This is a genomic window from Ferribacterium limneticum (genome assembly GCF_020510585.1).
Lineage (GTDB): Bacteria > Pseudomonadota > Gammaproteobacteria > Burkholderiales > Rhodocyclaceae > Azonexus.
On the sequence record NZ_CP075190.1, the window covers coordinates 3,473,286 to 3,497,675 of the forward strand.

The window sequence follows — 24,390 nt, forward strand, 5'->3', positions numbered from 1 at the left end:
ATGCCACAATGCGAACCATGAACATCGACGGCACTCCCACCCGCACCCTGCGCGCCCATCCTGAACAGCGCGCCATCGACATCATCGACCAGACCCGCCTGCCGCACGCGTTGCACTGGGTTCGTGTCGCCTCTCTGGATGAAGCCGCCCATGCCATCCGCGCCATGCAGGTGCGCGGCGCGCCGCTGATCGGGGCCACGGCGGCCTACGGGCTGGCCATCGCGCTCGACTTCGAGGCATCCGACACCCGGCTGGCCGAAGCTGCCGCGCTGCTGCGGTCGACGCGGCCGACGGCGGTCAATCTGCATTGGGCGCTGGCCCGCATGGAAAGCGTGCTTCGGCCGCTGCCGGCCGAGGAGCGTTGCGCCGCCGCCTGGCTCGAGGCCGCCGCCATCGCCGAGGAAGACGTCGCGCAGAACGCGACCATCGGCCAGCACGGCCTCAAGCTATGGAACGAGCTGATCGTCGCCGACGGTCAGACGCTGAACATCATGACCCACTGCAACGCCGGCTGGCTGGCCACCGTCGATCACGGCACCGCCCTGTCGCCGGTCTATGCCGCGCACGATGCCGGCGTGCCGGTGCATGTCTGGGTCTCCGAAACCCGGCCGCGCAACCAGGGTCTGCTCACCGCCTGGGAACTCGAACAGCACGGCGTGCCGCATACGCTGATCGCCGACAACGCCGCCGGGCTGCTCATGCGCGCCGGCAAGGTCGATGCGGTGATCGTCGGCGCCGACCGCATCGCCGCCAACGGTGACGTCGCCAACAAGATCGGCACTTATCTCAAGGCGCTGGCTTGCGCCGACAACGGCATTCCCTTCTATGTCGCGGCGCCGCGCTCGACCCTCGATTTCGCCTGCGCCGACGGCGCCGACATCCCGATCGAGGAGCGCGACGGCGACGAATTCCGTTTCGTCCATGGCCTGGATTACCACGCCCAACCCTCGGCCCTGCGCCAGCTGGCGGCCGGTGAGGACGTTGCCAACCCGGCCTTCGACGTGACGCCAAACTGGCTGGTCAAGGCCATCATCACCGAACGCGGCGTCTGCCCAGCCAGCCGCGAAGGCTTGCTGGCGCTCTATCCGGAGGAAAACCATGGCTGACCTGCGCGCCGACCTGATCGCCACGGCCCGCGCCATGCAACCGGCCGGCCTCAATCGCAGCACCGCCGGCAACGTCAGCGTGCGCAGCGGCGATGGCTTCTACATCACGCCGACCGGCATGGCCTACGACGCCTTGTGCGACAACGACATCCCGCTCATGGCACTCGATGGTTCGCACGCGGGCAAGCGCAAGCCGTCGTCAGAATGGCGTTTCCACCGCGACCTCTACGCCACCCGGCCGGAAGTCGGCGCCGTGTTGCACGCCCACTCGCCCTTCGCCGTCAGCCTCGCCTGTCTGCGCCTCGACATTCCGCCCTTTCACTACATGATCGCCCGCTTCGGCGGCGACACGATACGCTGCGCCGAATATTCCATTTTTGGCTCGGAATCCCTGTCGACCGTGGCAATGGCCGCCATGGCCGGGCGCAAGGCCTGCCTGCTGGCGAACCATGGCATGCTGGTGGCCGGACGTGACCTGAACGAAGCCCTGGCGCTGGCCATCGAGCTCGAAGAACTCTGCGAACAATACTGGCGCGCCTGTCAGCTCGGACAACCCGTGCTGCTGTCGGCTGAGGAAATGGCCGCCGTGCTGGAAAAATTCAAGGGCTACGGCCAGCAATGAGCGACGACAACCACGACCTGACGCGCTGGGCGCACAACCACCGTTACGTCACCGGCAACGCCGCGGCCGAACGCGGCACGCGCCTCGTCATGTGGATCACCATCGCCACCATGCTGGTCGAAATCGTCGCCGGCTGGTGGTTCAACTCGATGGCCGTCCTCGCCGACGGCTGGCACATGAGCTCGCACGCCCTGGCCATCGGCCTCTCCGCCTTCGCCTACGGCGCGGCGCGCAAATACGCCGCCGATCCGAGCTTCGCCTTCGGCACCTGGAAAATCGAGGTGCTGGCCAGCTACACCAGCGCCATCTTCCTGCTCGGCGTCGCCGCTGCGATGATTTTCGGTTCACTCGAACGGCTGTGGGCGCCGCAGGAAATCCACTACCAGGAAGCCATGGCCGTCGCCATCCTCGGCCTGGTCATCAACCTGATTTGCGCGCTGATTCTTGGCAAGGCCCACGGTCACGACCATCATCATGACCACGGACACGGACACGACCACGCCCATCACGATCATGACGACCTCAACCTCAAGGCCGCCTACATCCACGTCGTCACCGATGCCGCCACCTCGGTGCTCGCCATCGCCGCGCTGGCTGGCGGCTGGTTCTACGGCTGGGCCTGGCTCGACCCGGCGACCGGCATCGTCGGTGCCGTCCTCGTTGCACTGTGGGCGAAGAACCTCATCGTGCAGAGCGGCCGCGTGCTACTCGACCGCGAAATGGATCACCCGGTCGTCGCCGAAATCCGCGAAGTCATTGCCCAGCTACCGGCCGATGGCCAGACGCAACTGACCGACCTGCACGTCTGGCGCGTCGGCACCGGCGCCTACGCCTGTGCGCTGAGCCTGCTCACCCACGATCAGGTGCTGACGCCCCTGGACATCCGCGATGCGCTCGCCGTGCATGAAGAAATCGTCCATGCGACGGTCGAGATCCATCGCTGCGACATCTGCTAGCTCCTCAGCTTCTAGCGGAAATCACTTGGCCAGCAACTCGTGCCGCTCGCGCTCGACCTTGGCGATGTAGCGCTGGATACGGTTTTCCTCGACTGCCGGCATATTCTCGAAATGCAGGCCGATGCGCCACTGCTGGATGCCCGTACGCCCGACCTGCGGTGTGATGTGGCGTATGGTCGCGCTGAAGAAAAGCTCGTGCTCGTCGTCGGGCAGGGAAAAATGGCAGTTTTCCAGCCGATCACCGGGCGACAGGCCATCGGGCAGCGTCAGTGCGGTCATACCGATACCAGCCACCGACATGTCATGTGCCGGAAAATTGAGCAGTTTGCCGCCGGTCAGACGGCCGAAGAATTGCAGCGGCTTGCCGCGCGGCGTTTCGATCCGGAAAGTCTCCCGACGCTGCAGGCGGACGACGTGTTTGGGCAAGGGCACGGCAAACGCCTTGCCACCATCGAAAATCACTTCCGTCGCCCGCCCGGTAGTGAATTGCACGTGGATACCGCCAGGCCGTCCGGCAAATACGTTGTGGCCGCTTTCGAGAAAGCGACGGTTGATCTCGGCGCTGCCGCTGCAATCGAGGATTAGCCGGTCGCCGGCCGGCTGCGCGTCGAGCAGCGTCGTCAGCATCATGTCCTCGCCGCCGAAGGACACCGTGAACTGATCCTTGGTTCGGGCATAACCGACGAGAAGAAAGGAAATCGGCAGCGTACCGGTGACATGGAAACGCTCTTCGATTTCTGCTTCGGAGAGTTGCGCGATCTGACTCATGCGAGTTCCAGCACGCGCAGCAGCGAAGACGTATCGTCCCGCCCCCAGCCCTGCGCCATCAGTGCGTTGAGTTGCTGGGCGACAACGGCAGTCAGCGGTACCGGTACACCACTCTGGCGCGCCGCTTCGATGACCAGCCCGAAATCCTTGTGATGCAGGCGCGCTTCGATGCCGGCCGAAAAGTCACGGCTGACCATGCGCTCGCCCATCACATCGAGGACGCGCGAAGCGGCCGAACCACCGGCCAGCGCCTGCCTGACCTTGGCGCAATCGACCCCGGCCCCGGCGGCCAGACGCATCGCCTCGGCCGCCGCTTCGATGGCGGCGACCATGATCATCTGGTTGCACGCCTTGGCGACCTGCCCGGCGCCATTCGGGCCGATATGGACGATGCGCTGGCCCAGGCATTCGAGCAGCGGCCGGACCCGTTCGAGCACCGCCGCATCGCCGCCGGCCATGATCGCCAGCGTCGCGTCGATGGCGCCCTGCTCGCCACCGGAAACCGGGGCATCGACAAAATGGATGCCTTTTTCAGCCAGCTTGCCGGCGATCTGCCGCGCCGCATCGGGTGCAATGGTCGAGCAATCGACCAGCACCGAACCGGGCGCCATGCCTTCAATCAGGCCATCATTGCCGAGCGCGACGCCTTCGACATCGGCACTCGTGGTGACCACCGTAAAAACAACCTCGGAGCAGCGCCCCAATTCGGCCGGCGTCGAACAGACACGGGCTGACAGATCACCGATGCTTTCCGGGCGGCGCGCCCAGACGGCCAACTCGTGGCCGGCGCGCTGCAAGTGCATGGCCATCGGACGCCCCATGGCGCCCAGACCGATGAAACCTATTTTCATTCCTGCCCCGACAAGCGCTCAAGCAATTTGAGTACGGCGATCGAATCCTCTTCGCCCATGCCGGAACCAACCATGGCGTTGAACATCTGCGCCGTCGCCGCCGAGCCGGGCAGGCAGAGGCCCAGTTCGTGCGCCGTCTGCATGACGATGTTCAGATCCTTTTCGTGCATCCAGCTCTTGAAACCGGGCTTGAAATTGCGGTCGAGCATGCGCTGGCCGTGATTTTCGAGAATTTTCGAGTAGGCGAAGCCGCCGAGCAGCGCCTCGCGCACCTTGCTACGGTCAACGCCGTTTTTTGCCGCAAATGCAAATGCCTCGGCCACCGCCAGCACGCCCATCCCGGTAACGATCTGGTTGGCCGCCTTGGTGACCTGCCCGGCGCCGCTGGCGCCGACGTGCACGATGTTCTTGCCCATGCATTCGAAAGCCGGTTTGGCCCGGCCGAATCCCGCTTCGGAACCGCCAGCCATGATCGACAAGGTGCCGGCGATGGCTCCGACTTCACCACCAGACACCGGCGCATCGATGAAATCGACACCGGCCGCGGCAAGTTCCTCACCGATAACACGCGCGGCAGCCGGGGCGATGGTACTCATGTCGACGGCGACCAGCCCGGCCTGGCCGGCACTGGCCACGCCGCGCATGACTTCGGTGACGTCCGGCGCATCGGCCACCATCGAAATGACCAGTTCGTTGCCGCGGGCGGCATCAGCCGGACTGGCGGCGCCTTTGGCACCGGCGTCGAGCAGCGGCTGCATGGATTCGGCGCGGCGCGCCCAGACGGTGACGGCATGGCCACCCTTGATAAGATTGAGCGCCATCGGGCGCCCCATGATGCCAAGGCCGATAAATCCGATCTTCATACTGAGCTCCGTCCTGAGAAGGCTTGAATTCTAGTGGTCTGCGCCGTAATTGGCGAGCCTCGATGAAAGCGCCGGATTTGTGTTCCTGGCTAGGCGCGAACCGCAGCAATAGCCGTAGCTATTGCGAGGATGAGCAACAACGCCAGGGGCACAAAGACAAGCTTTCATGGATCGATCAATTGCGAAGCAGACAACTTGCCTTCAACGCCGCTCACTCAAACTGTCTCAGGCTGGCAGCGCGGCGTATTCCTCACAGCGACCGAAACCAACCACCTCTTCAGCCGATGCCGGCTGGTAAAAATGGAAGCCCTGAACCCGCTCGCATTCGAGTGTGCGCAGGAATTCGGCCTGGGCAAAGTTTTCGACGCCCTCGGCCACCAGTTGCAAGCCGAGCGAGCGACCAAGCATGACGATGGAGGTGACCAGCGAGGCAGCATCGGAATCGGTGTCGACATCGGCCAGGAAGGAACGGTCGATCTTCAGGCGATCAAGCGGGAAGCGACGCAGGTAGGATAGCGATGAGTAGCCGGTGCCAAAATCGTCGATGGCCAACCGAACGCCCATGGCCTTGAGCTGAGCCAGTGTCTGGATGGCGGCATCGACACCGTGCATGACCGTGCTTTCGGTAATTTCCAGTTCCAGCCGCTCGGCCGGCAGGCCGGTTTCAGCCAGCACACCTTGTACCGTCTGCACGAAATCGGGCTGACGGAATTGATGAGCCGAGATATTGACGGCCATTTCACCCATGTCGATGCCGGCATCGAGCCAGCTCCGAACCTGCCGGCAGGCAGTCAGCAAGACCCAGTGCCCGAGCGGCAAAATCAGGCCGCACTCCTCGGCGACTGGGATGAAGTCGGCCGGCGCGATCATGCCCCGCAGTGGGTGAGCCCAGCGCACGAGCGCCTCGACGCCGACGACCTTGCCGTTGAGCAGATCGATCTGCGGCTGGTAATGAAGCACCAGCTGGTTCTCGGCCAGGGCTCGCCACAATTCGCTTTCCAGATGCAGGCGCTTGTTGGCGGCGGCGTTCATCGACTCGGCGAAAAACTGATGGTTGTTGCGCCCGGCCGCCTTGGCCGCATACATCGCGGCATCGGCATTGCGGATCAGCGTCAGGCCATCCCGGCCGTCTTCCGGATAGAGGCTGATGCCGATCGACGGCGTGCTGTGCAGCAGATGACCATCGATCTCGCAGGGCTGGCCAATCGCCCGGACCAGGCGATCGATCAAGGCCGCGACAGCACCATCGCCGTCGAGCTGGTCAATGACCACGACGAACTCGTCGCCGCCCAGGCGGAACAGACGTTTCGAACGGTCCATTTCGGCACCCATGCGACGGGCAATTTCGGCCAGCAAGCGGTCGCCCGAGTGATGGCCCAGCGAGTCGTTAACCGTCTTGAAATTATCCAGATCGATGATGAGCAGGGCCAGGCGGTTGATCCCGGGCACCGCGCCAGCGAGCAGCGTGTCGAGGTGTCCGTCGAGCGCCAGCCGGTTCGGCAGGTTGGTCAGCTGATCGTGATGCGCTAGGTAGTCGAAGCGGTCAGCCTCGGCCTTGGCTTCGCTGATATCGGCAAAGGTGGCGACAAAATGTGAGGTCTGCCCCGCCTCATCGCGAATCGCCGTGATGCGCATCTGCTTGGGATAGATCGTGCCATCCTTGCGCCGGTCCCATATCTCGCCTTCCCATTGGCCGTTCTCGGCGACAAAATCCCAGATGCTGCGATGAAGGTTCAGCCCCTGATGTCCCGCGCTGAGCATGGTCGGCGTCAAGCCAAGGACTTCGCTGGCAGCGTATCCGGTGGTCTGCTCGAAAGCTGCATTGACGCTCAGAATCCGCTGCGCGCCGTCAGTCAGGATCATGGCCTCAGTGGCGTGGTCAATGATCCGCCGCTGGAGCGCGAGCTGGCTGTTTGCCTGCGCACGGATGCCGAACAACAAGCGACATCCTTCGACGATCAACAGGGTGACGACCAGGCCAATGGCAAATAGCAGAAAGCCCCATGAAGGGGTAGCCATCCCCAGGAACTCGCCCGAAGAATCACTCAACTCCGCCGAAAACTGTCGATTGATCGACCACCAATCAAGGCCAAGGATGGCCCAGATCAGAAGGATCGCCGCCAGGGCGAACAAAACGAGTTTTCGGCCGGCAAAAGCCGGAATTTGCTGCACGGATCGAGCTAGGCCTTTAGTTATACTAAAGGCAGTTTACTCTAATAAAAACAATGTTTCACGAAGTATTTCTAAAGCATATTCACATAAAAATCAGCCGGCATATCGACGACAAACCAGGTGCCGCTTGTCGGTTGATATCAAAAGCTATTTACATCGCTTGACTCAACTGCCGCAGCTTCCGTTGCTGCGCTTGACACCCATTTTGGCCAGCAGTTTTTCCGGCGGGCAGAAGCCAGTGAAACCACTCTGCAACAAATTGAGACCGACAAAGGCGGTGAAAGCCAGGAACCACTTCGAGACAAAGATCGGGCTGCCGTCGAAACCCAGCGCCAGAGAAAGGAGGATGAAGAAACCCGCCATGATGCGGATGATGCGTTCGATGGTCATGCTTGATGCTCCTTGCGGAAGGCCGAGAAATAGAGGACGGGGATGACCACCAGCGTCAGAAGCGTGGAGACCATGATGCCGAAGATCAGGCTGATGGCCAGGCCATTGAAAATCGGGTCGTCGAGAATGAACATGGCGCCGAGCATGGCGGCCAGTGCGGTCAGGGCGATCGGCTTGGCGCGTACCGCCGCCGACTGGATGACCGCCTCGCGGAAGGGCATGCCGGTCGCCACCTGCAGCTTGATGAAATCGACGAGCAGGATCGAATTGCGGACAATGATGCCGGCCAGGGCGATCATGCCGATCATCGAGGTTGCCGTGAATTGCGAGCCAAACAGCGCGTGGCCGGGCATGACGCCGATGATGGTCAGCGGGATGGGCGCCATGATGATGAGCGGCACGAGATAGCTGCCGAAGTGGGCGACGACCAGCAGGTAGATCAGGATCAGGCCGACGCCGTAGGCGATGCCCATGTCGCGGAAGGTTTCGTAGGTCACCTTCCACTCGCCGTCCCATTTCACGCTGTAGCCGGCGTAGGGATCGTTCGGCTGGCGGATGAACCATTCGCCCAGCGTGCCGCCCTCCTTGAGTTCCATGCCGTTGATCCTGCTGCGGATATCGAACATGCCATAGAGCGGCGAATCGAGCTTGCCGCCCATGTCGCCGACGACGTAGACCACTGGCAGCAGATCCTTGTGGTAAATGGCTTTTTCACGCGCTGCATCGCGTACTTCGACCAGTTCCGAAACCGGCACCAGCTGACCGTCACGCGAGCGGACGCGCAGCTTGAGCAGCGCGTCGAGGCTGGATTGCTTTTCGGCCGGCAAGGTGACGCGCACCGGGATTTCAAACTTCGACTCGGTATTGTGGGCCGGCGTCACGTCCTGCCCGGCCAGCCCCATGCTGACGACCTCGACGATGTCGCTCTGCGCCACGCCGAGTTGCGCTGCCTTGCTCTGCAGCACGTGCAGGATGACCTTGCGGGAATCGGCCTCGATATAGTCGTCGATCGCGACGATGTCCTTGGTTTCCTCGAAAACCTGGCGCACCTGCTTGCCGACGCTCATCTGCCCCTTCATGTCCGGCCCGTAGACTTCGGCGACGATGGGCGACATGACCGGCGGCCCGGGCGGCACTTCGACGACCTTGGCGACACCGCCATTTGCCTTGCCGATGGCCTCGACACGGTCGCGCAGGGCGGTGGCGATTTGGTGGCTGGAGCGCGAACGGTGATGCTTGTCGGCCAGATTGACCTGGATATCACCCTTTTCCGGCAAAGCGCGCAAGTAGTACTGGCGGACCAGACCGTTGAAATTGATCGGGCTGGCCGTGCCGGCGTAGGCCTGATAGTTGGTAACGTCCTTCTCGAGCGCCAGTTCGGCGCCGATTTCGTGCAACACGCGCGCCGTTTCCTCAAGTGGCGTGCCAACCGGCATGTCGAGAATGACCTGGAATTCGCTCTTGTTGTCGAGCGGCAGCATTTTCAGCACGACGAGCTGGAAGTAGGCCAGCGACACCGAACCGAGTATGAGCAGGACGATGGCAATGACCAGCTTGATCCGCGCTGCACCACCCTTGATCGGGTCGAGGAAGGGGGTCAGCAGCTTGCGGAAAGTACTGTCGAGCTTGGCATCGAGTTTCGATGGCTGATGTTCGCCTTGGGCGTTGCCATGCGACTTCATCATTCTCGCCGCCAGCCAGGGCGTGACGACGAAGGCGACGGCCAGCGAAATGGCCATGCCCATCGATGAGTTGATCGGGATCGGGCTCATGTACGGCCCCATCAGGCCGGTCACGAAGGCCATCGGGAGCAGCGCGGCGATCACGGTCAGGGTGGCCAGGATGGTCGGACCGCCAACTTCATCGACGGCCGGCGGGATGATTTCGAACAGGCTCTTTTCTGGGTAGAGCCCCTGCCAGCGGTGGATGTTCTCGACCACCACGATGGCATCATCGACCAGGATGCCAATCGAGAAAATCAGCGCGAACAGCGAGACGCGGTTGAGCGTGAAACCCCAGGCCCAGGAAGCGAACAGCGTTGCCGCCAGGGTCAGGGTCACGGCGACGCCGACGATGACCGCCTCGCGTTTGCCGAGGGCGAAGAAAACCAGCAGCACGACGAAAGCGGTGGCGAAAATGAGCTTACCGATCAGCTTCTGCGCCTTCTCGGTCGCCGTTTCGCCGTAGTTGCGCGTCACGGTGACTTCCACACCCTCCGGAATGACTGTGTTTTTGAGGTCATTTATCCGGTTGACCGCAGCAGTCGCCACGTCGGCCGCATTGACGCCCGGCTGCTTGGAAATCTGCATCGTGACTGCCGGGAATTCACCGCTCTGGTCGCCAAACCAGGCGTAGCGTTTCGGCTGATCGGGGCCATCTTCGACGGCCGCCACGTCGCTCATGTAAACCGGCTTGCGCTCGCTGGCTTCACCGCGCACGGCGACGACCAGTTGCTTCACGTCGGCCGCCGATTCGAGGTAGGTACCGGTCTGGACGAGTACTTCACGGTTGCCGGATGTCAGGTTGCCCGAGGATTGCAGGGCGTTCGAGACTTTGAGCGCACCGGCGATGTCCTGCGGCGTGACGCCGTAGGCGTTCATCCGCTCGGCGTCCATCTGCACGCGGATGGCGTGGTCGGGGCCGCCGATGGTCGAAATGTCGCGCGTCCCCTTGATGCGCTTGAGCTCGATCTCGACGGCACGGGCGACCTGCTGCAGGTCGAAGGCGGAACGGTTCGGGTCCTTGGTCCAGAAAGTCAGGGCGACGATCGGCACGTCATCGATGCCACGCGGCTTGATGACCGGCGCCATGACGCCGAGATTGGCCGGCAGCCAGTCGCTGTTCGAATGCACGGTGTCGTAGAGACGGAGCACCGCGTCGTTGTATTTGACGCCGACGTCGAACTGCACGGTGATGATGGCCATGCCCGGACGCGAAGCCGAGTACACGTGCTCGACGCCATGCAGGCGCGACAGCACCTGTTCGCCAGGGCGGGCGACGAGATTTTCGACATCCTTGGCCGAGGCGCCGGGGAAGGCGATCATCACGTCGGCCATGGTCACGTCGATCTGCGGTTCTTCTTCGCGCGGCGTGACGAGCGTGGCGAAGAGGCCCATCAGGAAGGCGACCAGCGCCAGCAGCGGCGTCATCCGCGAATTCTGGAAGGCGGCGGCAATGCGCCCGGAGATCCCGAGCGTAGTCTTCTCGCTGCTCATGGCCTAGTTTGCCGACTTGAGCTGGATACCGGCCTTGACCGGGTCGGTGACGACCTTGTCACCGGCCGACAAGCCCGCCAGCACCTCGATTTCGCCCTGCCCGACAGCATCGCCGAGGCGCAGCTGGCGGAGCGACAGGCGATTGTCGGCCGTCTGCACATAAACGGCGGCCACTTCGCCGCGACGCAGTACGGCCGTTGCCGGCACGGTCAGTTTTTCCGACTGTCCGGTGATGAAATGGACGCGGGCGAACATCCCCGGCGTCGCTTCCGGCACATCTGGCAGAGTGACACGGACCTGCGAAACGTGCGTCGCGGCATCGGCCGTCGGCAAGACCTGAACTTTGACGGCATCGACCCATTTGCCCAGTTCGGGAAATTCGACACGGGCCGTTTTGACGTCGCGCATCGCCTTCAGGCGGTATTGCGGAATGCTTGCCGTGACGCGCAGGGTGCCCGGCTGGTAGATGGTGAACAGCGGTTTGCCGGGCGTTGCCATGTCGCCCATTTCGGCGTGGCGGCGGGCGATGATGCCGGTCATCGGCGCGACGATGGTGGCGTGGCTCTGGCCGGCCCCGGCGGCAGCGCGATTGGCGGCGGCGGCATCGAGATCGGCGCGGGCCTTGTCGAGCGCGGCCGGGCTCATGAATTTTTGGGTGACGAGACTTTTCGTCCGGTCGTAGCTGACCTTGGCATTGGCGTATTGCGCCTCGGCAGCGCGCGCCGCTTCAGCCGCCTCGCGGCCGTCGATGTGCATCAGCACATCACCCTTTTTGACCGACTGGCCGGCGTCGGCCTTGACCTCAAGGACGCGGCCGGCGATCTGGGCGCCTACCGTTGCCTGCTGCACCGCTTCGACCAGCGATTCGGCGGGGAAGGCCAGATCGACAGCATGCGGCTTGACGGTAATGACCGGCAGGGGCTCACCGGCGAATGCCACGGTCAACCCGAAAAAAAGGCTAAAAACGAAAGGTCGGAGAATGTTTGCGCTCATAAATATAAGCATACGCTAATTTACATGGGTAATACAAGCCGCGCATTGCTGATTCATTGATTTTATTGTGCTTTGTTTAAAGCAACAGCATGAATCAAGACGCCTGCCAGATATTCCGGCAACGCGTTTCCTTGATCCACCAGCAGGATGCTGTCCCGAGGATGGCGCAGACAGTGACCACCAGCACCCCGTGGCGCCAGGTTTCGACATCGTAGACACGGGCGCCGCTGACCATTTCGCCCGTCCAGCCGAGGTCCATGACCCAGCCGACAAACGGTTGCAAGAGCGCCGCCGTCATGAAGCCGCCCATGTTGGCGACGCTGGTCGACATGCCTGAGAGCAGCGGTGGATTGACCTCCTTCGAGCATGCCCAGGTCAGGCTGAAGCCAGCCGTAGTCAGGCCGAGCAGGGCAAAAAGCAGGTAGGAAATAGAAACTGGCAGGCTCACGCAGGACAGCAGGATCAGCCAGATCAGGCCGTACAAATGCGAGGTCACGATAAGCACCGGCTTGCGACGGCCCAGACGGTCGGACAGACTGCCCAGGAAAAGGCAGCCGACGGCAAAACCGCCGAACCACAGCGACAAATGCGCGGTGGCGACAGATCGCGCCAAGCCATGCACCTGCATGAGGTAAGGCGTCGCCCACAAGCCGGCGAAGGTAAAAAAGGCGCCGCACATGCCGGTATTGACCAGCAGCGGCGGCCAGGTATCGCGATTGCGGATCACCGAGAGCAGGCCGGAGATCACCGCTGTCCGGTCAACGCGGGGCTTTGGCACAGCGCTGCCACCTTCCGGCGCATCGCGGACAATCAGCCAGCACAGCGCGCCGAGCGCCACCGAGACGAAGCCAACGCCGATGAACACGCCGCGCCAGCCGGTCGCCTGCGCCACTGCGGAAAGCGGCGCGCCGGCCAGCACCGAGCCGAGATTGCCGATCAGCATGCAGACACCGACCATGGTGGCGAAACGGTTTTCTTCGAACCAGACAGCGATCAGTTTGAGCATGGCGATGAAGGTCACCGACACGCCCAGCCCGATCAGCGTCCGCCCGACCAGCGCCAGCTCAAGCGTCGGCGCCATGCCGAAGAGGAAACTGCCGGCCCCGCCGACCAGCCCGCCGAGGGCCAGAATCCGGCGCGGACCCAGCGTATCGGCGAGGATGCCGGTCGGCACCTGCATCAACGTATAAACGTAAAAATAAGTCGCCGCCAGGACGCCCAGCGACGCCGCCGAAGTATCAAAGGCGGCGGCCAGATCAGGCGCAATGCCGGCCGGGGCAAAACGCTGGAAGAAAGACAGAATGTAGGCGACCGCGACGACGCCGAGAGCGAGCCAGCGGCGGCGCATCTGTTCGCGGGTCAGTGCTTTCATTCAGTCTCGCTTCTCGTCATCCGGCGCCAGAGCTTACTTCTGGGAGAGAACCCACTTGGCGAGAGTCGCTGCTTCCGCATCGGTCACGTTGTTCGGCGGCATCGGCACCTGGCCCCACTCGCCCTGGCTACCGCCCTTGATCTTGGCCGTCAGCGCCGCTTCGGCTCCCTTGTCACCGGCCCGCTTGGCGGCGATGTCCTTGTACGCCGGACCGACAATCTTCTTGTCGATGGCATGGCAGGTCATGCAGTTCTTGGCCTTGGCCAGATCCGGCGATGCCTGTGCGGTGCCAGCCAGCAACAGGAAAGCGCCGGCAATCATGATTGTTTTTTGCATGTTTATTTCCCCCGAAAAATTGCGGCCGACAGAAAAACCTGCCGAAAAACCGCCTAACCCCAAAAAAATCTCTTCAAGACGCCATTTCGATCAACAAGGTCTCGATTTCAGTGCGCCCGACCGGGCTGGCCATGGCGATCAACGTAAAGCCGGGCTTGAGCAGAAAGTCCTTGTCCGGATTGAACTGCCAACTGCCGTTACGCTCGCGCACGGCGAGAAAAACGTAATTGGCGCTGCGCAACTGCAGGACGCCGAGCGGCTTGGGAATGAATCCGGCCGGTACCGGTACCTCTTCGACGCGCAGATTTTTCTCCGACTTGAGCATTTCGTCGAGGAAGGAAACCACGTGCGGCCGGATCATCGCCGACGCAATGCGCATGCCACCCGTAAAGTCGGGCGAGACGATGGCATCGGCCCCGGCCTTGCGCATCTTTTCGATGTTCCGTGTTTCAGTACAGCGCGCCACGACGCGCAATTCGGGCTTCAACTGCTTGGCCGTGATGACGATCATCAGGTTGCGCGAATCGTCGCCGGTCACCGCGAACAGCCCCTTGGCATCTTCCAGGTCGGCGGCAATCAGCACGTCGTCGTCGCTGGCATCGCCATTCAGGAAGAGGAAACCAACGTTCTTTTCCTTGTACTCCTCGAGCTTGTGCAGGTCTTCGTCGATGCCGACGAAGTGCCGGTTGGTTGCTGCCAGTTCGTGCGCGATGTTGCGTCCGACACGGCCAAAGCCGCACAAAATATAGTGGCCCTTGAGTTTCTTGATTGTTTTTTCCATGCGTTTTCTCCGCAAGGTTCCATTAAGGTCGGTTTCGAGCAGCGCCACGGTGACGACCGAAAACAGCAGCGACAAATTGCCGGCACCGAGAATGCCGATGACCACCGTCAATATCCGCGCCGGCTGGTTGCTTGACATGTCGATGATTTCGCCGAAGCCAATCGTGGCGACGGTGATGAAGGTCATGTAGAAGCAGTCGAACCACGAATACTTGCCCTCGGTCAGCACCATGTAGCCGATGGTGCCGAACAGATGCACGGCAAACAGCATGCCGAGCGCGACGTAAAGCAGCCGGACGATATAGCCGGTCTGCAGGGTCTTGATCGGGGACGCGCCGGAATTGCCGTTCATTCGGTCAGCGGCACCGACTGGGTCATGAAGATGACGGCCTTGCCGCCGTCCATATTGACGTGCAGCGACTCGACCAGCGGCGGATTGACCAGCTGCTCGGCATCCCATTTGATGATGAAATTGGCGCCCGAGCCGCCGGAAGCGTCGTTGAGTTCGACAAACAGTTCGAGCGTTCCGAGTGGCGGCACGACAGTCGGCGCCGGCACGCGCTCGCCGAGCAATTTGCCGCCGGTATCGAAATACCGGGCCGACAGCACCCGGATCGATCGCTTGACGTCGGTGTTGCGAATGCTGACCAGGGTCGACAGCAGGACGTTCGACGCCTTGCCGCTCTTGCCCAGATTGCCGTAGAGCATGTGCGAGTAGATTGGCAGATAAAGCGTTTGCCCTTTGGCCAGCGGCCTGGCTTCCTGGGCGAATGCCACGGTCGACGGCAAAAAATAGCCAAAAACAAAGGCGCAAAACAAGCCTCGCCAGAATTTCCAATATCGCATCTCTTTCCCCTTGTTCTGCCGCCCCTGGCATTGATGCCATTTTCCCCGATTCTGCCACAAGCCCTGCCCAGCAGGGCGCAGGGCTTATCGCTTGGCAGCCAGCAGGGAGCGCAGTTGACCGGCCAGCGAGGTCCAGTCAATCGGCTTGGCGATGTGACTGGCCGACAGTTGCCGCGCCTTTTCGAGAAACAGGGGATCGCTGCGCCCGGTGACCAGAACGACTGGGAAGCCGACGCCATGCGTCTGACGAATGGCCGAACAGACTTCGAAACCATCGCGTCCAGGCATTTCGACGTCGAGCAAGGCAATGTCGTACGCTGAGGCCTGAAACCTGGCCAGCGCATCGTTGCCGTTATCGACCAGCGTCAGCACAAAATCGCCACCGCCCAGGACCGCCTGCATCAACAGACCGGCGGTCGGATCGTCGTCGGCCGCGAGAACCCGCCAGGGCGTAGCGCTCATCTTTCAAGCCCGGCCAGAGTGGCCTTCAGGGCGGCCTCGACGCGCAACCATTCGGCACGAAGGCCGTCCACACGGGTCAGTAGCTGACGCATTTTTCCCTCTCGGCCGAGTTGCTCGATCTCGCTGCACCGCTCGGCCAGGCCGTTGGCGCCGACGTTGAAACTGCTCGACTTGAGGGCATGGGCGGCGCGGGCCAGCACGTTGGTATCACCCTCTTCCAGGCCTTGATCAAAGCGCGCCCATTCGCGCTCGGCGGCTTTCAGATAGGCCGCCAGCACCTGCCCTACCAGCGCCTCCGCGCCGTCCGGCGACAAGGCGCGAATTTTCTCGAGAGCCACCGGATCAAGCGCCGCCCCATCGCTGCGCTCATGCGCCAGGCGGTCCTGTTCAGTGGCGACCACCTGCGGCTTGCGCCGCTCAGCCGGCAACCAGCGCGCCAGCACCGCCAGCAGTTCCTCGCCGGTATAGGGTTTGGCCAGATAGTCATCCATCCCGGCCACCACGCAGCGTTCTCGGTCGCCCTTCATGGCATTGGCGGTCAGCGCAATGACCGGCAGGTGCCGAGCGCTACCAGCCTCACGTTCACGCAACGCCATGGTTGCCGCGAAACCGTCGAGAATCGGCATCTGGCAATCCATCAAAACGAGATCGACCGTCTCGCTCGCCAGCACATCAAGCGCCTGCTGACCGTCGCCGACGGTTATCACTTCCAGCCCCAGTCTTTCCAGTTGGGCACGGGCCACGATCAGATTGCTTTCGTTATCCTCGGCGAGCAAAACCTTGCCGCGCAACCGCCGGCTGGCCGGCAGCGCTTTCGGGCTTTCGCTGCGCTCCCGACGGCCGAGCGCCGCTTCGACGGCACGCAGCAAATCTGCCTGGCGCAAGGGCTTGCTCAGACAGGCCGCGACCTCCAGCCCGGCCTGCACCAATTGCTCAGGCATGTCAGGTGCCGACGAGAATACGATGACCCGCATCGCCGACAGCCGGGAGTTGGCGCGCAAGGCACGTACCAGGTCGAGCCCTGACATTTCGGCCATTTCCATATCGACCAGCACCAGCGCGTACGGCTCGCCTTCAGCCATGGCTGCCCCCGCCATGGCCAGCGCGCGCATTCCGGAACTGGCCGTATCCGCCGCCAAGCCTCGCCCCTTCAGTTGGGCCAGCAGAATCTCGCATTGCGCCGGCGTGTCATCGACGATCAGCAAGCGCCGGCCAACGACGGCAGCTGGCGCTTGTACAGGCTTTTCCTCAGGCAACTGGCCGAGCGGCATGGCCAGCTCGACCGAAAAACTCGCTCCCTGCCCCGGTTGGCTGTCGACGCTGATACTGCCGCCCATCATGTCGACCAGGCGCTGACAAATCGCCAACCCGAGGCCGGTTCCACCGTACTGGCGGGTGGTCGAGCCATCGGCCTGGGCAAAATGTTCGAATATTCGCTGCTGGGCATCAAGCGGGATGCCAATACCGGTGTCTGTCACGGTCAACCGGAATTTAAGGCCAAATTCGGAATGTTCGAGGACGCGCAAACGCAGGAAAATCTCTCCGCTCGCCGTGAATTTGATGGCATTGCCGAGCAGGTTAACAACGATCTGCCGCAAGCGCAGGGCATCGCCACGAACAACCAGGCTCTCGTCCGGCGGCAGATCGGCGAGCAGCTCCAGGCCTTTCTTGCCGGCCTGCTGCGAAAACAGCTCGAGCGATTCCTCGAGCAACTGGCGCAGATCGAAATCGACGGCATCGAGTTCCAGCTTGCCCGACTCGATTTTCGAAAAGTCGAGAATGTCATTGATGATGCCGAGCAGGTGTTTGCCCGAGCGCTCAACCGCCTCGACAAACTGGCGCTGGGTCGGCGCCAGTTCGGTATTGAGCAGCAGTTCGGTCATGCCGAGCACGCCATTCATCGGCGTCCGGATTTCATGGCTCATCGTAGCCAGAAACTCACTCTTGGCCAGGCTGCCGGCTTCGGCTGCCTCCTTGGCGAGACGCAGTTCGCGTGTGCGCTGCTCGACAATCTGCTCGAGATTGCCGAGGTGCGTAGACAGCCAGTGATCCCGCTCGCGAATCTGTTCGACCATCTGGTTGAAGCCATTGGCCAGCTGGGCAATTTCCGTCACTCCGCTGTCGGCGGCACGAATATCCAGCCGACCGACCGAGACCTCCGCCATGCGCAGGGTCAAATCCTGCAAGGGCTCGATCAGCCTTTCCACATGCCGCGCCTGCAAGCGTAGTGCGACGGCCAGGGCCACTGCCGTTTCAAACAAGATCAACCCGAGATAAACGAGCAACTGCTGATAGACACTGCTCAGATCGATACTCAGGCGCAACCAGCCGAAAGGCCGATCAGGCGGGCCAGCCGGCGCCAGAAAATCAATCCGGCTCCACGAGAAACGATGCCCGGCCACCGGGTCATTCAAGGGCATCGGCCGGGAATCCTCGGCGCCATGGCTGTCGTAGGCCACGAATACCGAATGATCCTGCCGGAACAGGGCGGCCGAATGCAGGTAGGGCATGTTGCGCAGAAGCGCGAACTTTTCGTTGAAGGCTTGGCGTTCGCGCCCGGCCAATACCGGAGTCAAACTTTCGTTGAGCAATTCGAGGCGGGCATAGCCCTCGGCGACATGCCCGCGCATGGCCATCCAGCCGGCGGTACACAGGATGAATATGCTGACAAAGGCAATCGCCAGAAGCAGCACATAAAAATTGATACTGGCCAACCGGGCGCGAATGGAAACAGTCGGCATCTGGTTCATCCCAACCGCCCTTCCGAACCCGGCGTCGCGGATTTCCAGGCCCCTGCCGCCGAAAGCCAGGTGTGCCGAAATGATTGCCGCAAGTCCTGACGCAAGCTGTCCGGAACAGCAATCTCCTGGCCAGCCAGGCACTTCAACAACTGATTTTCAAGGTCGGCGGCAGTAGCCGCCAGCGCCGTCGCGCCGACATTTGCCGCCGCACTGCGCAGCGCGTGCACGCGCTTTTGCTCCCGCCCGTGGTCGCCGACACTCTCCTGCCACCCCTGCTCCCAGTCGGCAAAATGCTCGACGAACAAGCCAACGGCCTGCCACCAGAGCATGGGCTGATCGAGCATGCGCTCGACGGCAGCAGTCACGTCAAAACCATCCAGGGTACGGGGAACGGACATCCAATGCGGAGCTTTATGAATCGGTCGGGATAGATCACGAATAGAAGCGAATTGTCGCCCGAGATGCCGACGCAATGTTAAAGAATAGTAAAACAAAGCCTTTGTTTTACATTGGATTACAATCCTTTCTTTATCGTGCAATCGAAACGAATAACCATGCGCCAGACTGCGCTTATTGTTGAAGACGACCCGGGAACTCGCCACATATTGAGCTCAACCCTGGCCACCGCCGGTATCGACTGCATTTATGCCGAAACCGGCGCCGCCATGTGGCGACGTCTCGACGAGAAGCCCGACGTCATCATTCTTGATCTAAGCCTGCCCGACGCTGATGGGCTGGAACTGCTCCGTCAGCTTCGTCAACACTCCGAAATCCCGGTTCTCATCCACTCCACCCGCTCCGACGAAATCGAACGCATCATCGGCATCGAGATCGGCGCCGACGACTTTCTGCCCAAACCCTGCAACATGCGCGAATTGCTGGCCCGTACCCGTGGCCTGCTGCGTCGAACCCAGCGTGCTGCACCCGGCCGCGGCGAAATGCGCCGCCTGCATTTCGGCGACTGGATACTGGATACCGCTTCGCGCGAACTCACCCTGGCCGGCGACCAACCGACACCGCTTGGCGTATCCGGTTTTGCGCTGCTCGTTGCCTTCCTTGAGCACCCCTTCGAGCCGCTCTCCCGCGAACAGCTATCGCGCGTCCTCAAGCGCGAATACGTACCCTACGACCGGATCATCGACGTCCACGTCAGCCAGATTCGCCGGATTCTCGGCAAGCAGGCTGATGGCAGCGCTTTCATCAAGACGCTGCGCTCGCAGGGCTACGTCTTCATCGCCGAGGTCGAAGCCGTTAACTAAGCACCGCTCCCCCAAAAACGCCAAAGGCCATGCATTGCATGGCCTTTGTCTTGGTTGTCCGGTTTTCAGCCGAACACTATGGGAGCCTTACTTGACCAGCCCCTTGCAGCCCCCGACGGTGTTGCCGTTACACGGGATGGACGTCTCACGGTTGATCAGCCACTTGCCGTTCACCTTGATCATCTCCAGCGTCTTCTGCGTCGTGTCGTTGTAGCCCTTGGACTGGTAGACCTGGCGGAATTCGGCGAAGGCACGGTCGTTGCCGTCCATCCTGACTTTCATGTCTTGGATGTCGACGTTGATGCTGTCACGGGTGGCGATGCGACCCCGGCGCAGTTGCGCCCAGTCTTCGCGGGTCAGACCGCCGTCCGGGGTGAAGGTCGGGGCGTAGAAGGCGCTATAGGCGGCGTAATCTCTGGCCGACCAGGCGGCAGCCCAGGATTTGACCTGGCTCTGGATGCCGGCTTCGGGGCTGAGGGCGATGGGTGCGGCAGCAACGAGCGGGGCGCGGCTGGCGTTGAGGGCAGCGGCTTTGGCGTTGAGTGCATCGCGATCGGGCAGGCCGAGGGCGATGGGGTCGTTCGGGCAGAGTTGGCTCGGATCGACGTCGGCCAGTTCGCTGTTGTCCGGGGTAGCGGCGTCGAGGCGTTGCAGGCCGAGTTGTTCGAGCAGGGTGCCCATACCGGCGTAGGTGCGCAGGTAGGCGAGCGTCAGGTCGGTGTCGGCGTTGATGTTGGCGCGCCGGGCGGCGAGGAGTTCGTTTTCGGTATCGAGGAGGTCGAGCAGGGTGCGCTGGCCGACGTTGAACTGGTCGCGGTAGGCGTCACGGGTCTTTTCGAGCAGGGTGACCTGGCGGGCGTTGAAGGTGGTTTGTTCCTTGAGGCGCTGGACGTCGTTGTAGGCGATGAGGAGGGTCTGTCTCGTGTCGCGGCAGGCTTTTTCGCGGAGGTCGAAGGCGAGGTTTTTCTTTTCGATGGTCTGCTTTTCGCGGGCGCGGTCGGAGCCGCCGTTGAAGAGGTTCCAGCTGACGACGAGTTCGGCGACGTTGTGGTTTCGATCGCCGGTGTCGCCGAGGTAGTTGCGGGTGTTGTCAGTACGGGCGCGGAAGTCGAGCTTCGGTGAGTAGGCGGCGCGCCGGGTGTTGATTTCGTATTGGCTGGCTTCGATGTTTTCAGTAGCGGCGAGGAGCGCCGGGTTTTTGCGGTGCAGGGTGGCGAGGGCGACTTTGGCCTGGGCCGGGATGGCGTTGTTGAGCTCGGATGGCGGGACGATGGCGTCGGCGGGGTGCTGGCCGATGAGGCGCTGGTAGCGGGCGCTGACGTCGTGGAGGTTGGCGCTTTCGGTGATCAGGTTGATTTCGGCCAGGGCGAGACGGCTGCCGGCTTGTTCGAAGTCGACGCGACGGCCGACGCCGCTTTGGGTGCGCCGTTCGATCTGGTCGTAGGTGGCTTTGTGCTGGATGTAGTTGTCTTTGGCGAGGTCGACGAGGTGGCGGTAGCGCAGGACGTCGAGGTAGGCGCGGCCGGCTTCGAGGGCGGTGGTTTCGGAGGCGTCGAGGAGTTCGTAGTAGCGCACCAGCCTGGCTTTGTCGAGGCGGCGGACTTCGTTGCGCGTGGCGAAGCCGTCGAAGAGCATCTGGTTGAGGCTTAGCAGGACGCCGGTGCGGGTGTAGTCACGGTCGGCGGTGGTCGGCTGGCGCAGGCTTTCGCGGCCGGAGCCGGCAGTGAGGTCGACGCGCGGCAGGTAGCCACCGCGGGCGACGCCGATTTCTTCGTCGGCGGCGCGGTAGGCGTGCCATTTGGCGGTGACTTCAGGGCTGTTGAGGACGGCGCGCTGGGCTACTTCTTTTAGGGTCGCGGGGGCTGCAATGGCGCTCGGCATCAAGTCTGCCGCATTGGCGAGGACAGGAAATGCAAGGGTTACGAGCAACGAAAGGAGTTTTTTCATTTTCATGGAGGATAATCAGCAAGGTTTTGGCCGGATTATAGAGATTAGCCATTGGGCGAATGTGAAATAACCGACGTTTCCAACCTGATAATTCAACGACTTGACGCGTCCATTGCGTAACAAAACTGCGCTGCTCCGCTGGCTGGCCACAGTCGTCGCCATAGGCATGCTCTCTTTGAGCGGGCTGCCCTTGGCACTGGGCGTGGACTTTGACCGGCTGCAACAGGTGTTGCTCAGCCGTTTTGGTGCCGACCGGTTACCGTTGTTGATCGATTGGCAGCGCATGCTCGGCGAAGAGCGCAAGGCGCCGGAAATGGACAAGCTGCGGCGTGTCAATGACTTCATCAATCGGCGAATTACTTTCGACGACGACATGTCGGTGTGGGGCCAGAACGACTACTGGGCGACACCGACGGAGATCATTGGCCAGGGTCGCGGCGACTGCGAGGACATTTCCATCGCCAAGTATTACTCGCTGATCGATCTCGGCATACCGGTCAACAAGCTTCGTCTGGTTTACGTCAAGGCCGTGCAGACAGGTCCGGCCGGGACCTTCCTCCTGGCGCACATGGTACTGGCTTACTACGCCACGCCGACCGCGGACCCGCTCGTTCTCGACAACCTGAATCCCCAGATCCTGCCCGCTTCGCGACGCAGTGATCTTTCACCCATTTTCAGTTTCAACAGCGCGGGGCTGTGGCAGGGCACCGGCAACAATGCCAGCAAGAGCAATCTTTCACGCTGGCAGGATTTGCTGGCCCGGGCGCGCGCTGAAGGCTTCCAGTGAGGTAATCGACATGTCCTTGTTCCGACAACTCTGGCTCGCGGTCATCGCCAGCACCGTTATTGCATTTGCCGGCAGCTTCATCGTCAGCACGCTGACGGCTCGCCATTATCTGGAACGCCAACTGGCCATCAAGAACAACGACAATGCCGCCACATTGGCACTGTCCATGTCGCAACTGGACAAGGATCCGGTCACGGTCGAACTCCAGATCGCCGCCGTCTTCGACAGCGGCCAATACGCGACTGTTCGACTGATTGATCCGAACGGCAAGACGACGATAGAAAAAACCAGTCCGCAGGATGCCGGCAGCGTGCCCGGGTGGTTCATCCGCGTTTTCCCGATTGACTCGCAGCCCGGCCAAGCCCAGGTTTCATCGGGCTGGAACCAGTTTGGCACGATAGAACTGGTCAGCCACAGCCATTTTGCCTACGAAGAGTTGTGGAGCGGCACCCTGAAGCTACTCGCCTGGTTCGCCATCGGCGGTGGATTGATGGGCCTGCTCGGCATGCAGTTTTTGCGCAGGATCCGCCGACCACTCGACGCAGTGGTCGGGCAGGCACACGCCATCAGCGAAAGACGCTTCACAACCATTAGCGAACCATCGACGCCCGAACTGAAAAGCCTGGCCAGTGCGATGAATGCCATGGTCGACCGCCTGAAGGCAATGTTTGCCGAAGAGGCGGCTCGTCTTGAGCAGGTACGCCGCGAAGCGAACCTCGATAGCCTGACCGGACTGGCCAACCGGGCCTTTTTCATGAACCAGCTGGCGGCCGCACTCAGTGACGACGACGCTGCCGCATCCGGCTCACTGGTCTTGCTGCGACTGGCCGATCTGGCCGGGATCAACAAACGGGCTGGCCGGGAAATGGCCGACGAACTCTTGCGCCGCGTCGGCGGTACCCTGAACGGGCTGGCAGCGGAAAAACCGAATGCGGCCTCCGCCCGCCTGAACGGAGCCGATTTTGCCTTGCTCCTGCCGGGCGTTCAGGATCCTGCGCCCTACGCCGAGATACTGCTTCATGCCCTCAACGATCTGACGGCGGCCGGCTTGATCGACGGCGAACGGATCGGCCACATTGCCAGCGGCGTCTATCTGCATGGCCAGACGATTGGCAGCCTGCTAGCCCGCGTCGACACGGCGCTGGCTTCTGCCGAGGGCCAGAGCGGGCTGGCCTGGTGCCGCGCCGAGAGCGATTGTGATCAACATGCGACCTCCAACGCCGACTGGAAAAAACTGCTCGAAGGCGCCATCCAGACCCAGCGCCTGCGCCTGATCGACTTCCCGGTAGCCGGCAACGCCGGGCAATTGCTCCACTTCGAATGCCCGCTTCGCCTGCAAACCACTGAGGACGGCGAATGGCTGACCGCCGGCAGCTTCATGCCGATGGCCTCGCGCCTGTCGATGACCACCGAGCTCGATCTGGCCGCCGCCCGCCTGGCGCTGGAACGCATTGCTGCCGGGGCGCCGGCTGTTGCGGTCAACTTGTCTGGCGAATCAATTCTGGATGCCTCGTTCCGCGCCCGGCTGTTCGCTCAAATCGCCGCCCGCAAGGACCTGGCGCCTCGCCTCTGGCTGGAAGTATCGGAAATCGGCGTCTTCAAGCACTTCGACGAATTCCACGCCTTCTGCGACGCCCTGCGCCCCCTCGGCTGCCGCCTCGGCATCGAACACTTCGGCCGTCAGTTCAGTGAAATCGGCCGCCTGCACGGCATCGGCCTCGACTACCTCAAGGTCGATGGCAGCTTCATCCGCGCCATCGATACCCAGACAGGTAACCAGGCCTTCATCAAGGGCCTGTGCAGCATCGCGCATAATATTGGTTTGACCGTCATCGCCGAAGGCGTTCAGACCGCCGAAGAGATGGCCATCCTGCCCGAACTGGGCTTTGATGGCGCAACCGGCCCCGCCGTACCAAGGAACTGA

General features: G+C 62.2%; 21 protein-coding genes. 6 read left to right on the plus strand and 15 right to left on the minus strand.

From position 1 onward, the window contains the following. Positions 1–17 precede the first annotated feature (17 nt). The 3 genes from mtnA to dmeF are packed head-to-tail and all read left to right on the plus strand — an operon-like array spanning position 18 to position 2,684. Positions 18–1,106 (plus strand): S-methyl-5-thioribose-1-phosphate isomerase, encoded by a 1,089-nt coding sequence (gene mtnA / locus KI613_RS16580; RefSeq protein ID WP_226401385.1) that lies wholly within the window; start codon positions 18–20, stop codon positions 1,104–1,106. Then, complete coding sequence (locus tag KI613_RS16585) at positions 1,099–1,728, plus strand: class II aldolase/adducin family protein (RefSeq protein ID WP_226401387.1); 630 nt, start codon at positions 1,099–1,101, stop codon at positions 1,726–1,728. Before mtnA ends, KI613_RS16585 begins: the two co-directional genes overlap by 8 nt. Further along, the gene (gene dmeF, locus KI613_RS16590; protein WP_226401389.1) at positions 1,725–2,684 is read left to right on the plus strand and encodes a CDF family Co(II)/Ni(II) efflux transporter DmeF; all 960 of its coding nucleotides are present in this window, start codon (positions 1,725–1,727) and stop codon (positions 2,682–2,684) included. The genes KI613_RS16585 and dmeF overlap by 4 nt, the downstream gene beginning before the upstream one ends. Before the next feature lie 21 nt (positions 2,685–2,705). On the opposite strand, the gene KI613_RS16595 is transcribed toward dmeF, so the two are convergent. From KI613_RS16595 to KI613_RS16660, 14 genes are all read right to left on the minus strand, one after another. Further along, positions 2,706–3,452 (minus strand): flagellar brake protein, encoded by a 747-nt coding sequence (locus tag KI613_RS16595; RefSeq protein ID WP_226401391.1) that lies wholly within the window; start codon positions 3,450–3,452, stop codon positions 2,706–2,708. Then, the gene (locus KI613_RS16600; RefSeq protein WP_226401393.1) at positions 3,449–4,303 is read right to left on the minus strand and encodes an NAD(P)-dependent oxidoreductase; all 855 of its coding nucleotides are present in this window, start codon (positions 4,301–4,303) and stop codon (positions 3,449–3,451) included. The genes KI613_RS16595 and KI613_RS16600 overlap by 4 nt, the downstream gene beginning before the upstream one ends. After that, positions 4,300–5,166 carry an NAD(P)-dependent oxidoreductase gene (locus tag KI613_RS16605; RefSeq protein WP_226401395.1) on the minus strand — a complete coding sequence of 289 codons (867 nt, stop codon included), beginning with the start codon at positions 5,164–5,166 and terminating at the stop codon, positions 4,300–4,302. Before KI613_RS16605 ends, KI613_RS16600 begins: the two co-directional genes overlap by 4 nt. 225 nt (positions 5,167–5,391) lie before the next feature. After that, positions 5,392–7,185, minus strand: a complete 1,794-nt coding sequence (locus tag KI613_RS16610; RefSeq protein WP_226401397.1) for a putative bifunctional diguanylate cyclase/phosphodiesterase — start codon at positions 7,183–7,185, stop codon at positions 5,392–5,394. A 318-nt stretch (positions 7,186–7,503) separates the two neighbouring features. After that, positions 7,504–7,728: a YgaP family membrane protein gene (locus KI613_RS16615; RefSeq protein ID WP_226401399.1), complete on the minus strand. Its 225-nt coding sequence runs from the start codon at positions 7,726–7,728 to the stop codon at positions 7,504–7,506. Next, positions 7,725–10,943, minus strand: a complete 3,219-nt coding sequence (locus KI613_RS16620) for an efflux RND transporter permease subunit (protein ID WP_226401401.1) — start codon at positions 10,941–10,943, stop codon at positions 7,725–7,727. The genes KI613_RS16615 and KI613_RS16620 overlap by 4 nt, the downstream gene beginning before the upstream one ends. A gap of 3 nt (positions 10,944–10,946) precedes the next feature. Then, positions 10,947–11,882, minus strand: coding sequence for an efflux RND transporter periplasmic adaptor subunit (locus KI613_RS16625; protein WP_226401403.1), 936 nt, complete (start codon positions 11,880–11,882; stop codon positions 10,947–10,949). A 148-nt stretch (positions 11,883–12,030) separates the two neighbouring features. Next, positions 12,031–13,308, minus strand: coding sequence for an MFS transporter (locus tag KI613_RS16630; protein WP_226401405.1), 1,278 nt, complete (start codon positions 13,306–13,308; stop codon positions 12,031–12,033). A 33-nt stretch (positions 13,309–13,341) separates the two neighbouring features. Then, entirely contained in the window at positions 13,342–13,644 is a 303-nt protein-coding gene (locus KI613_RS16635) for a c-type cytochrome (RefSeq protein WP_310494958.1), read from the minus strand. Positions 13,645–13,717: 73 nt separating this feature from the next. Continuing rightward, positions 13,718–14,776, minus strand: a complete 1,059-nt coding sequence (locus tag KI613_RS16640) for a potassium channel family protein (protein ID WP_226401407.1) — start codon at positions 14,774–14,776, stop codon at positions 13,718–13,720. After that, positions 14,773–15,201 carry a DUF3124 domain-containing protein gene (locus KI613_RS16645; protein ID WP_226401409.1) on the minus strand — a complete coding sequence of 143 codons (429 nt, stop codon included), beginning with the start codon at positions 15,199–15,201 and terminating at the stop codon, positions 14,773–14,775. Before KI613_RS16645 ends, KI613_RS16640 begins: the two co-directional genes overlap by 4 nt. A 153-nt stretch (positions 15,202–15,354) precedes the next feature. Then, entirely contained in the window at positions 15,355–15,732 is a 378-nt protein-coding gene (locus KI613_RS16650) for a response regulator (RefSeq protein WP_226401411.1), read from the minus strand. Further along, positions 15,729–18,482: a response regulator gene (locus KI613_RS16655; protein ID WP_226401413.1), complete on the minus strand. Its 2,754-nt coding sequence runs from the start codon at positions 18,480–18,482 to the stop codon at positions 15,729–15,731. Before KI613_RS16655 ends, KI613_RS16650 begins: the two co-directional genes overlap by 4 nt. Beyond that, complete coding sequence (locus KI613_RS16660) at positions 18,479–18,871, minus strand: Hpt domain-containing protein (protein ID WP_226401414.1); 393 nt, start codon at positions 18,869–18,871, stop codon at positions 18,479–18,481. The genes KI613_RS16655 and KI613_RS16660 overlap by 4 nt, the downstream gene beginning before the upstream one ends. A gap of 156 nt (positions 18,872–19,027) precedes the next feature. On the opposite strand from KI613_RS16660, the gene KI613_RS16665 reads away from it, so the two are divergent. Further along, positions 19,028–19,732 (plus strand): response regulator transcription factor, encoded by a 705-nt coding sequence (locus KI613_RS16665; protein ID WP_226401415.1) that lies wholly within the window; start codon positions 19,028–19,030, stop codon positions 19,730–19,732. A gap of 87 nt (positions 19,733–19,819) precedes the next feature. Here KI613_RS16665 and KI613_RS16670 read toward each other — a convergent pair whose 3' ends face one another. Continuing rightward, positions 19,820–21,613, minus strand: a complete 1,794-nt coding sequence (locus KI613_RS16670; protein ID WP_226401416.1) for a TolC family outer membrane protein — start codon at positions 21,611–21,613, stop codon at positions 19,820–19,822. A gap of 178 nt (positions 21,614–21,791) precedes the next feature. On the opposite strand from KI613_RS16670, the gene KI613_RS16675 reads away from it, so the two are divergent. Together KI613_RS16675 and KI613_RS16680 are read left to right on the plus strand one after the other, a co-directional pair. Beyond that, entirely contained in the window at positions 21,792–22,466 is a 675-nt protein-coding gene (locus KI613_RS16675; RefSeq protein ID WP_226401417.1) for a transglutaminase-like cysteine peptidase, read from the plus strand. Between the two features lie 10 nt (positions 22,467–22,476). After that, on the plus strand, positions 22,477–24,390 hold the full coding sequence (locus KI613_RS16680) for a bifunctional diguanylate cyclase/phosphodiesterase (RefSeq protein WP_226401418.1): 1,914 nt from the start codon (positions 22,477–22,479) through the stop codon (positions 24,388–24,390).